This window comes from Flavobacterium frigidarium DSM 17623 (assembly GCF_000425505.1).
GTDB classification, from domain to species: Bacteria; Bacteroidota; Bacteroidia; order Flavobacteriales; family Flavobacteriaceae; genus Flavobacterium; species Flavobacterium frigidarium.
In genome coordinates this window covers 49,254-60,913 of sequence record NZ_AUDO01000008.1, presented here as the reverse complement: position 1 = coordinate 60,913, position 11,660 = coordinate 49,254, and the positions used below count along the sequence as shown (strand labels likewise).

The window sequence follows — 11,660 nt, the reverse complement described above, 5'->3', positions numbered from 1 at the left end:
CTTTACCACAATTAAAACCTAACAAAATGAGATGTGTAATCATTGATGACGAACCGCTAGCAGTTGACTTGATAAAGGAATTTGTGAGCAAAGTCGAAGCTCTTGAACTCGTTTACACTTTTAATAATGCTATCGATGCCATTGCTATAATCAATCAAAATCCAGTAGACTTGATTTTTCTTGATATCGAAATGCCTCATTTTTCAGGTATTGACTTTTTGAATGCGATCGATAAAAAACCACTAGTTATTTTTACAACTGCTTATGAGAATTATGCTGTCGAAGGATTCAATTTAGGAGCCGTAGACTATCTCGTAAAACCAATACCCTTTAATCGGTTTTTAAAGGCGGTTACGCGTGCTCAGCAATTATTTAGTCCCGTGGTAACTACGCCAAATCCTGCAAGTCTTGCCGCTGTTGAAACAGCACATGATTTTATGTTTGTAAGAGCAGAGTATGAAAATGTAAAATTGAACTATTGTGATATTTTATATATCGAAGGTTTAAAGGACTATGTAAAAATATACACCACAGATAACAAATACATCTTGACGCTGATTAGTTTAATAAAATTGGACGCGCAGCTAGCCTCAAAAGGGTTTTCAAGAATACACCGCTCTTACATTATCAATATTAAACATGTCACATCGATACAAAAAAATAAAGTAATCATCGCCGAGAAGAGAATTCCTATTAGTGAGAGTTATAAAAGTTTATTTTTCGAAAAAATAAAATTATAATTAGCAAAGATTGTTATTCTTCCTCTTTAAACCAGCTAGAATACATCACATAATTATCAGATATTCTAGCGATTTCCCCAGCAAAATTTGATTGATCAATATCTTTCACTTTTTTTGCGGGTACACCTGCCCAAATAGTCCCTGATGTTATTACCGTATTTTGAGTAACAACTGCACCTGCAGCAACAATCGAATTACTCTCTACGACACAATTATCCATAACAATCGCTCCCATTCCTATTAAAACATTGTCGTGAATTGTGCAACCATGAACAATTGCATTGTGCCCTATCGAAACGTTATTACCTACAATCGTGGGATGTTTTTTGTAAGTACAATGAATAACAGCACCATCTTGTATGTTTACTTTACCCCCAAAACTGATAAAGTTAACATCACCTCTAATGACAGCATTAAACCACACACTACATGATGTACCAAACGTAACTTCTCCTATGATAGTTGCATTTTCTGCGACATAACAATCTTCAGGAATTACAGGAGTTTTACCGTTTACAGTTTTTATCAGCATGATTTTTATATTGAAGAGGAGTTAATATTTGTTAAAAATAAAATGAATTCAAAAGCACATTTTAGTGTTGAAAAAGCGCACACAAACAGACATCCTTTTAAACTAAGACTACTGTCAAATGTGAAAAATAGTTAATTTATTCATTTATATATCAAATATAGCTATTGGTAGAAAATAACTTCACTAAATTTGTAAAAATTTACAATAACGTCATGACAAAGATCACCATAAAGGAAACTCAAAATCCTACAATATTAAAATTTGAGCTAGAAGATTTTATCACTAAAAACGAGAGTTTCGAATTCAAAAATATCGATGAAGCTAAAGGATCTCCATTAGCTCAAAAATTATTTTATCTTCCATTTGTAAAAACGGTATATATCTCAGGTAATTTTGTTGCTGTAGAAAAATACAGCATCGTTGAATGGGATGATGTAAAAGAAGCAGTTGCAGAACAAATAGAGACTTTCCTTAACGACGGTGGAATAGTAATTAACGTTGACGAAAACAAAGTTAAGAAACAACCCATCACTGTTTATGGAGAAACTACTCCTAATCCATCTGCCTTGAAATTTGTAGTTAGTCGTATGTTGACTAAAAATGCAATAGAATTTAAGAATATTGATCAAACAGGACCATCTCCTTTAGCTAAAGAGTTATTTAAATTCCCATATGTAAAAGAAATTTTCATTGATGAAAACTACATTTCGGTTACAAAATATGAGGTTAACAACTGGGAGGAAATCACCTTAGAGTTAAGAAGTTTCATTAAACAGTATATTGAAAACGGTGGTACAGTATTAGACGAGAGTTTAATTAAACCAACTGCCGTAGAAGAAAAAACCAAAGATGAAAAATTTGATTCGTTAGACGAAACATCTCAAAAAATTATCAATATCCTTGAGGAGTATGTTAAGCCTGCTGTCGCTGCAGATGGTGGAAACATCGCTTTTGACTCTTTTGATGAAACAACAAAAACGGTAAAAGTTGTATTACAAGGTGCTTGTAGTGGATGCCCATCGTCAACCTTTACATTAAAAAGCGGAATCGAAAACATGTTGAAAAGCATGCTGAATGACGAAAAAATTAACGTTGAAGCTTTAAACGCTTAATCGCATCATTAATAGATAGATAGTCTTTTAAACAACGGTTGACATTTTGATTATTGTTCGAAAATTTGTAATTTTAGTTTTTAACCAAAAAAACCAAAATTATGTCTGTATTAAAAGTTATCGAAGTATTATCAGGATCTAATAAAAGCTGGGAAGATGCAACACAACAAGCTGTGATTAAAGCAGCCAAATCAGTAAAAAACATTAGATCTGTATATGTTCAAGAGCAAAGCGCAACAGTTAAAGGCGATAAAGTTGCAGAATTTAGAGTCAATGTAAAAATCACTTTCGAAATAGAGTAGTTTTAATAATACGCAGAAAAAGGCGCTTCAATCGAAGCGCCTTTTTTTATGACATTTGTTGCGCAAAAAAAATAGTACAACAAACCAAGCAACGTCATTATGAAGTGGGATTAATTTGTATTTTTGCCATCAAGCACTTATCACTTTCTTTTAAGAAACATTCTCAAAACAGTTTATGAATTTCAACAAAATTTCTCTTGCGACATATATTGATATTTACTTCAAAGAGTTTTTAGCTTACTCTCCTAAATTGATTACGGCCTTTTTAATATTAATAATTGGTTTGTATGCGATTCGTCTCATAAACAGATTGATTAGACGCATTATGGTGAAGAGGGATTTAGACCCTACTTTGACTAAATTTCTTGCAGACATATTACTATGGGCTTTGAGAATCTTGTTGTTTGTTACCTTCATCTCTAAGTTAGGTATAGAAACCTCATCGTTTGTTGCCATATTAGGAGCGATGGGATTAGCAATAGGTTTATCATTGCAAGGATCGTTGTCTAACTTCGCTGGAGGAATGTTAATCATTTTATTTAAGCCGTTCAAGGTAGGCCATACTATAGAGGCACAAGGCATAATAGCTACTGTAAATGAAATCCAAATTTTTGTAACCAAGTTGACAACAGCAAATAATCAAACGGTATTTGTGCCAAATGGGATTTTATCGAATGGAACTATAATTAATTATTCCTTATTAAAATACCGACGTGCAGATCTTACTTTCTCCATTTCTTACGATTCAGATATTAAAATGGCGAAGAATATTATACTCGATATTTTGAATAACAATCCAAAAGTACTGCAGGTTCCTAAACCAGAAGTTTTTGTAAAGAACTTAACGGATAGCGCTATAGATTTGGCTGTAAGACCTTGGGCAAATAATGAAGATTTTGGAATGGTATTTACACAAACTTTAGAAGATTGCAAAGAAGCATTTGATAAAGCAGGAATTTCGATACAACCATTTGTTAAAGAATTTTCCCAGAGTAATTCTGCTAAATAATTACTTCTTTTTAGGGGCGGTAATCATGAAATCTTTAAGGTAAAATGGTTCAAAATAAGCCACGTCTACAGTTTCATTATTGATGAATTTCTCTTGACTTATTTTTGCCATTTCTCTAGCAGATGGATATTTGACAACATCTAAGAATGTGAATTTATCAGCTGTTAAGACTGTTTTACATTTTTCATTACAATCACCTACAAAGTATATTTTCTCTTGAATATCGCTAAAAGATTCCTCAGTAATAACCTCTGCTAATACATTTCTCATCATTGAGCCTTCTGAGGAAAAAACAGCACTATATACTTCCATTCTACGAGCATCTATCATAGGAATCACAACACCATCTTTTACATCTGCTTGGACTGCTAGCGACTCCAAAGTATCTACTGCGATTAGTGGTATCGATAACGCGTAACAAAGCCCCTTAGCTGCCGATACCCCTATACGCAAACCTGTATAACTGCCTGGTCCTTGACTAATCGCAACTGCCGTTAAATCATTATATTCTATACCCACCGCTTGCAAACTTTCTTCGATAAATACATGCAAACGTTCTGCATGTGAATATCCTTCCTCAGCAATCTCTTTACAAATTAAAACTTCACCATCTTTTGCGATTGCAACAGAGCAGTTTTTTGTAGCCGTTTCAATATTTAAAATATACGCCATAGTTTGAAGAATTGTATTCTATATTAAGAGGTGCAAAGGACGTTAAAAAGCTTTGAATAAGCAATTAGATACTAAAACAAATAGCCGCTTAATACAACGATTAAGCGGCTATTTTAATTATTTATAAATAAATGTTACTTCTTTTTATTCTTATTGTCATCTTTCAAACTTACTTTATCTCCAGAGTTAAGTTCTTTTGTAACTGTAGAGTAAGGCCCCGTAATAACTACATCACCCTTTTTAAGTCCAGATAAAATTTCGATATTAGTATCATCTTGAATTCCTGTTTTAATGACGCGAATCTTTGCTTTGTCGCCAACTTTAACAAACACGCATTCAAACTTTTTATCGCTCTTAGCTTTAGCTTGTTTCTCTTCATCTGTATCTACTAATTCAATTGCTGATACTGCCGTAGTATCTGATTTGATAACCACTGAACTAATAGGCACATTAATTACATTTGATCTTGTTTTAGTCATAATATCAACCGTCGCAGTCATTCCTGGTCTAAAAGGAGAATAAGCAGCAGGCTTTCCTTCTAATAAATCTTGATATGACTCCTTAACAATCCTAACTTTTACTTTAAAATTAGTTACTTGATCAGAAGTTAAAGTACTGCTAGCCGAGTTAGAAATACTCGTTACTACACCTTTAAATTTCTTTTTGAGGTAAGCATCAACTTCAACATTAGCTTCGTCGCCAACTTTAATCTTAACGATGTCATTTTCGTTAACATCCACTTCCACTTCCATATTGTTAAGGTTAGCTACTCTTAAAAGTTCGGTACCGGTCATTTGTTGCGTTCCTAGAACACGTTCTCCTAATTCAACATTAAGCATTGAAACAGTACCATCTGCCGGAGCATAGATAATTGTTCGTCCCAAGTTGTCTTTTGCTTCACTTACAGATGCAGATGCACTTTGAACATTAAAATAAGCTGATTGCTTAGTTGCTTTGGCTACTTCGTAAGAAGATATTGCTTTGTCCCAATCAGATTTAGATATAATTCCTTTTTGAAACAATGTTTTATTTCGATCATAACTAGACTTAGCTTCATTGAACTGAGCATCTGCTTGCGTTAGTCCCGCTTTAGATCCAGATAAACCTGCAATGGTTCTATTCAAACTTGAAGTATATAAATCTGGGTTTATTTTTACCAATAACTCTCCTTTTTTAACTACTTGACCTTCTTTGATTGGCAATGCTATAATTTCACCTGAAACCATTGACGAAATTTTAACCTCTATTTCTGGTTGAATTTTTCCAGTTGCAGAGACTGTCTCAACAATAGTAGCACTATTGACAGTCGCGATTTCTACCTCGATTCCTTCATCTTTGTTTCCTATAATACCCGCTTTAGACAATGCGATTAGTGCAATAATTACGAGGATAGCTCCTCCAACAATATAATAAATTGTTTTCTTTGACATAATGAATTAGTTTTTAATGATAGGAATTCCAAAATAGAATTCTAATATTTTAATTTTGAATATATAATCGTATTTGCTTCTAAGTAATTCTGATTGTGCATTTGAAAATAATGTTTGTGATTGATTTAAATCAAATGAATTCATCAAACCTACATCAAATTTTTCCTTAGCATAATTGTAAGATTGCTCTCTAGCTTCTAAAGCACTAATAGCAGATTCGTAAGATTTTAAAGCTCCTTTAGCATCTGTAAAAGCAGTATAAACGTTTCGTTGCAAATCTAAACTTTCTTGTTCTAAGGCAATTCTTGATTTCTCCAATGATATTTTTGAACGTGCTACATTATTCTTAGCCGAGAATCCGTTAAATATTGGAATACTCAGTTGCAGTCCATAAGATTGTCCTTTGTTATCGTTAAACTGACTAAAAAATGCTGGCGCTGATTGTGTTCCTGAGAAATTACCAGAAGCATCTCTAGCAGGAATATCGGCATAAGCCACCCTAGTATTAAAGTTGTAAAAACCTTGCAATGTAGGCTGGTAAGCACCTCTTGCAATAGCCACATTTTTCTCTGCAACTTCAAGGTTAACTTGAGCAATTTTTAAACCGGTGCGTTCTTCTTTGGCTTTACTATAGATAACATTCACGTCTTCTGCTAGAATATTGTTTTCATCTTCAACCGTAGTATTGTCTGCAATGTCAAATTTAGTAAAATCGTCTAACTGTAAAAGCTGCGCTAGACTCAACTTAGAAATCAACAAAGTATTTTCGGCAGCAATAATGTTTTGATTATCTGTAGCTAGTGTCGCTTTGATGTCAAATAAATCACCTCTAGGAATTGTACCTGCATTTACCAATTCTTGAGTTCGAGCTAATTGCTTTTCATTAATACTCATTTGCTGGTGTTGCACCTTTAAATTTTCTTTATTGAATAGCACTTGTAAAAAGGCATTTGCTACATTCAGGGCAACATCCTCTCGCATTTTAGTCAATTGGTATTGTGCCGCAACAAGAGAAAGCTTTGCTCTTCTCATTGTATTTTGGTTTTGTAATCCCTTATAAATATCAACTCCTACAGAACCATTCAATGAGGTAAACTGCGTGGTTTGATTTTGTAATAAACCAGTAGTGATATTCTGGTTCAAACCAATGTTCCAAGAATGTGATGCTGATGCATTCACAGAGGGTAAAAAGTTTCCTAATGCGCCTCTTTTATCTATTAACGCAGACTGTGTATCTAATTCCGTTTGTTGTATCGAAATATTATGTTCAATGGCATATTTTACGCATTCCTCTAGTGTCCATTTTTTATCTTGCGCCGATGACGACAAGTTAAAAGCGAAGAGTAAAACTACCGGTATCCAACTATTTTTTTTCATATCTTTTATATGGAAGTGTAACAAAGGTATTACACAAATTTAACATTTATCTACAAACTTAATTTCTTTTGATTGCTTTTTTATTTATCTGTATCTCCTTCTTTGACACCTTGATTCCAAATTTTTATTTTGTCTTTTGATGTAACGCCGCTGATGACTTGAACATATATGCCGTCGCTCACACCAAGAACCACATCTTTTCGAACAAACGTATTCGAACCATTTTGGATTTCGACGTAAGGCTTTTGTGTTTTTTTATCGAATTGTACTAAGCCTTCTTTGATAGCCAAAACTTTATCTGCTTTTTCGAGAATAATTGAAGCATTTGCACTTAAACCTGCTCTTATAAAAGTATCTTGTTTATTTTCGAGCGATGCTTTAATTTCAAATTGTACAGCGCCATTTTCTTTCACCCCTTTAGGAGCAATGTATTGTAAAACGGCCTCAAATTTTTTATTCTCAATGGCTCCTACCGTAATTTCGATAGGCAATTTCTCCTTAATCTTACCAACTTCTGATTCGTCAATTTTACCAACGAAGATCATTCTTCCTATATCGGCAACACTAGCTATTGTGGTTCCTTCATTAAAATTATTACTTTCAATTACTTGGTTCCCCACTTTCACAGGAACATCAAGCACCATTCCCGTTACCGTAGAACGAATTAAGGTATTTGCATAACTCCCTAATCCAGAAGTAGTACCTGTTTTAACGATATCAAGCGTACGTCTCGAAGCACTGTAATTTTGCTTAGCTGAATTATAAGCTAATTGTGCCGCATCAAAGTCATTTGCAGAAATGACACCTTTATCAAAAAGAGTTTTTTGTCGTTTGTATAATTTTTCTTGATTGTCGAGTTCTATTTTAGCAGACTGAACTTGATTTTGTGTATTACTAACATTAGACACACTCGCAACAACTTTGATTTTTGCAATAAGATCACCCGCTTTAATATTTTGTCCTGCCTTTATATAAACAGCTTCGATAATCCCTGAAATATTTGGTTTGATTAATACCTCTTCGTCAGGCACAATGTTTCCCGTAGCAATTGTATTTTTGACGATTGTTTTCGTTTCTGCCTCTTCGGTTTCAAAGACTATTGGAGGTTCTTGATTTTTAGCATATAAATAGTACAAAGCACCAAAAAATGCTAGAGCTATAAATACCAAGATTGTAATGGTTATTCCTTTTTTCATCGTGTTATGATTTAATCGATTATTTTGATTGACTTATTATTCTGCTCTCAAAGCATCTACTGGCTTAATATTTATAGCTGTTTGCGCAGGAATATATCCCGCTAATAATCCCGAACCTACTAATATGAATAGCGCTACAAACACTACTGTAAGATCAACACTAGGATTAGCAAACATCATGTCACCGCTAGGCATTGAATCTAATACCATATTGATAATTGCCACCACTCCTGTTGCCATCGCAATCCCAAACATTCCTGCGACGATGGTTAGAAAAATTGATTCTAATAAAATTTGAGAACGTATCATTGCAGGAGTTGCTCCTAATGCTCTTCTAATACCAATTTCCTTTGTACGCTCCTTTACTACAATCAACATAATATTTGAAATACCTATCACCCCAGATAATAAAACCAATGTTCCTACAAAATAAGCGATGAACTTAAGTATTAAAAACAAGCCTTGAATTTTACTAAATTGTTCATACAAATCAAAGTTACCTATAGCTCTCTCATCTAACGGACTTATTGAATGGCGACTCTTCATATACTCTAAAATTGCAGGTTTTAAAGTAGTTATAGAAGCGTTATCCTTTGCGGTAATTGCCATCCATCCTACTACATCGCCATAATTAAAAGCTTGTTGAAAAGTAGTGAAAGGCAAATAAATTCTCTTTTGTTGGCTCTCAGGATCTCCATTAACACGAGAAATAGATTTGTAAACCCCTACTACAATAAAATTAACCCCATTGACTTTAATATAGGTCCCTATAACATCTTCAGTCTTATCATATAAATCTTTAATAACACCGCTACCTATAACGGCTGTTTTACGCTTTTGCAAAATATCTTGCTGATTTATAAATCGACCGGATACAATTTGCATTTGTTCTTGAAACATTAATTCAGGACAGTCACCAAAAACGCTGTACGCTCCAGTTTTTGTACCTCTAATGACATTGCTCGACTGGGCATCATTACCACCAAGTTCATTTCGCGGAGATACATAAAGTAAATCAGGAAATTTTTCTTTCAATGCTTCTACATCACTATTTTTAAAATCATAATTTCGAATGCTCGGAAGCCCTTTGTATGGCTTAGATGTTTTTTGACTCCACATAAACATGGTGTTGGTAGCAATTCCGTCAAAACCTTTTTTTACGCCATTCTCCAATCCTTTTCCTGCTGCAAGCAAAATAACGAGAATAAATATTCCCCAAAAAACACCAAAAGCAGTTAGTAACGTCCTAAACGTGTTTGCAGTAAGTGCCTCTAATATTTCGATCCATTTATCTCTATCAAACATAATTATTCGTCTCTTAGTGCTACAATAGGTTTAATTTTTGCTGCTCGATATGCAGGGAAAAAACCCGCAATTGCACCGGCGATTACGAGTAAAAGCACAGTACTTAATGCAACACCAAAATCTACTTCTGGATTTAAAAAATAATCACTTTTCACTAATGGACCCACAATCTCCAGTAACAATAAACTTGCTAGCAGTCCTACAAAACCTGAAATTGTGGTTATAAAAATTGACTCATGCAAGATCATTACTACAATTGAAACTGGTGAAGCTCCTAATGCTTTTCGAATACCAATCTCCTTTGTACGCTCTTTTACAATAATGAGCATAATATTACTAACACCTACTACTCCAGCAATTATAGTACAGATTCCGACCCACCAAAAAAACAAGCGGATGTACAAGTTCAAATCATAAAACTGCTTTGCATCCTTAACAGAATTATTAAAACCTATCGCTCCATCATCATCAGGTGCAATAGTATTTTTACTCTTTAACAGTTGATTCACCCCATCAGTAAACTTCACTGACTCTTCCAAGGCCTCCTCATAAGTATCCATTTTTTTAAGCGTAAAATCCAGGTTGCTTATATTGTCTCCTATACCATAAGCTTGCTGTGTCGTTGTGATAGGAATGTATGCTCTGGTCTCCTCACGCTCTCCAGCTGGATCAGTAAAAACACCTACCACTTTAAAATTAATATCGTTAATTACAAGTTGTTCTCCAACTGGATCCATGTCTTTAAACATATCTTGCTTTAACTTCATGCCTATGACGGCAACTTTTTCACTGTTTATTATATCGTTATGATTAATAAATCTTCCCTCGACTATAGAAGCATTTTCTACTGCTAGATAATCTGTATTTACACCAACAAAACGGTAGTTACCTGTTTCATTTCCGTGGCTCATGGTTCCTGACCAAAAAATATAGTTGGCAGATTTTATTTCGAGATCTTGGTCAAATTTCTGAACAGTTGCATTGTAATCACTATTTCTAAATTGGATTTGCCTTCCAGGATTTAGCCCTTTAAATTCTTTTGTGGTCGTTCCTGACCAAAACGAGATCAATCCCGATGCGTCATTTTCAAACTGCTTTGCAATTCCGTTTTGCAACCCTTTGCCAACCCCAAGTAAAATAACCAAGATGAATATTCCGGACGCTACAGATACTCCTGTCAAAAAGGTACGTAACTTATTTTTAGCAATAGCTTCAAATATCTCCTGCCATCTCTCTGCGTTAAACATAAGCTGAAGCTCTTACTTGTTCGACCATAATATCATCGATAATTAAACCATCTTTTAAAACTACATTTCGCTTACACATTGCTGCGATATCCGGTTCGTGTGTGACAATTAAAATCGTTTTTCCTTCATCGTTGATGCCTTGAATTAATTCCATAACTTCATAAGAAGTTTTTGTATCTAAAGCACCTGTAGGCTCATCTGCTAAAAGCACTTTTGGATTTGAAGCTAATGCCCTTGCTATGGCTACACGTTGTTTTTGTCCACCTGAAAGTTCAGATGGCAAATGATGCGAATGCGTAGCTAAACCAACTTTAGACAAATATTTTAATGCAATTTCGTAACGCTCTTTGCGCTTTACGCCTTGATAGTATAAAGGCATGGCAACGTTATCTAATGCACTTTTATAATTGATCAAATTGAAAGACTGGAATACAAAACCTAAAAATTTATTGCGATAACGAGACGCTATGGTTTCGTTTAATTTTTTTATTGGAACATTATCTAAAATGTAACTGCCAGTATCAGCTTCGTCAAGAATTCCTAAAATATTCAGTAGCGTCGATTTTCCAGAACCAGACGATCCCATAATCGCTACTAGCTCCCCCTCCTGAATATTAAAGTTGATTCCCTTGAGAACATGCAGTTCAGAGTTACCCATTTTATAGGACTTATGTAAATCTTTAATTTCGATCATAATTAAAATAGTATAAAATGAAACCAATACTAGTAGCATTGAAA

At 34.2% G+C, this 11,660-nt stretch carries 12 protein-coding genes; 4 read left to right on the top strand and 8 right to left on the bottom strand.

Annotation, left to right across the window (positions count from 1 at the left end):
- Positions 1-26: 26 nt before the first annotated feature.
- Positions 27-740 carry a LytR/AlgR family response regulator transcription factor gene (locus H603_RS0105305; RefSeq protein WP_026707596.1) on the top strand — a complete coding sequence of 238 codons (714 nt, stop codon included), beginning with the start codon at positions 27-29 and terminating at the stop codon, positions 738-740.
- Positions 741-753: 13 nt separating this feature from the next.
- On the opposite strand, the gene H603_RS0105300 is transcribed toward H603_RS0105305, so the two are convergent.
- On the bottom strand, positions 754-1,272 hold the full coding sequence (locus tag H603_RS0105300) for a gamma carbonic anhydrase family protein (RefSeq protein ID WP_026707595.1): 519 nt from the start codon (positions 1,270-1,272) through the stop codon (positions 754-756).
- 212 nt (positions 1,273-1,484) lie between these two features.
- Between H603_RS0105300 and H603_RS0105295 the strand changes: the two genes are divergently transcribed.
- From H603_RS0105295 to H603_RS0105285, 3 genes are all read left to right on the top strand, one after another.
- Positions 1,485-2,384: a NifU family protein gene (locus H603_RS0105295; protein WP_026707594.1), complete on the top strand. Its 900-nt coding sequence runs from the start codon at positions 1,485-1,487 to the stop codon at positions 2,382-2,384.
- Positions 2,385-2,485: 101 nt separating this feature from the next.
- Positions 2,486-2,686 carry a dodecin family protein gene (locus H603_RS0105290; protein WP_026707593.1) on the top strand — a complete coding sequence of 67 codons (201 nt, stop codon included), beginning with the start codon at positions 2,486-2,488 and terminating at the stop codon, positions 2,684-2,686.
- A gap of 175 nt (positions 2,687-2,861) precedes the next feature.
- Positions 2,862-3,695 (top strand): mechanosensitive ion channel family protein, encoded by an 834-nt coding sequence (locus tag H603_RS0105285; RefSeq protein ID WP_026707592.1) that lies wholly within the window; start codon positions 2,862-2,864, stop codon positions 3,693-3,695.
- Here H603_RS0105285 and tsaB read toward each other — a convergent pair whose 3' ends face one another.
- The 7 genes from tsaB to H603_RS0105250 form a co-directional block, all read right to left on the bottom strand.
- A complete protein-coding gene (tsaB, locus tag H603_RS0105280; protein WP_026707591.1) occupies positions 3,696-4,367 on the bottom strand; it encodes a tRNA (adenosine(37)-N6)-threonylcarbamoyltransferase complex dimerization subunit type 1 TsaB in 672 nt (223 codons plus the stop codon). It lies immediately after the preceding gene.
- Between the two features lie 134 nt (positions 4,368-4,501).
- Positions 4,502-5,797, bottom strand: a complete 1,296-nt coding sequence (locus H603_RS0105275) for an efflux RND transporter periplasmic adaptor subunit (RefSeq protein ID WP_026707590.1) — start codon at positions 5,795-5,797, stop codon at positions 4,502-4,504.
- Positions 5,798-5,803: 6 nt separating this feature from the next.
- Positions 5,804-7,174: a TolC family protein gene (locus H603_RS0105270; protein WP_026707589.1), complete on the bottom strand. Its 1,371-nt coding sequence runs from the start codon at positions 7,172-7,174 to the stop codon at positions 5,804-5,806.
- A gap of 80 nt (positions 7,175-7,254) precedes the next feature.
- Complete coding sequence (locus H603_RS0105265; protein WP_026707588.1) at positions 7,255-8,370, bottom strand: efflux RND transporter periplasmic adaptor subunit; 1,116 nt, start codon at positions 8,368-8,370, stop codon at positions 7,255-7,257.
- Between the two features lie 36 nt (positions 8,371-8,406).
- Positions 8,407-9,675, bottom strand: a complete 1,269-nt coding sequence (locus H603_RS0105260; RefSeq protein WP_026707587.1) for an ABC transporter permease — start codon at positions 9,673-9,675, stop codon at positions 8,407-8,409.
- A 2-nt stretch (positions 9,676-9,677) separates the two neighbouring features.
- A complete protein-coding gene (locus H603_RS0105255) occupies positions 9,678-10,922 on the bottom strand; it encodes an ABC transporter permease (RefSeq protein ID WP_026707586.1) in 1,245 nt (414 codons plus the stop codon).
- Positions 10,915-11,616 carry an ABC transporter ATP-binding protein gene (locus H603_RS0105250; RefSeq protein ID WP_026707585.1) on the bottom strand — a complete coding sequence of 234 codons (702 nt, stop codon included), beginning with the start codon at positions 11,614-11,616 and terminating at the stop codon, positions 10,915-10,917. The genes H603_RS0105255 and H603_RS0105250 overlap by 8 nt, the downstream gene beginning before the upstream one ends.
- Positions 11,617-11,660: the final 44 nt, after the last annotated feature.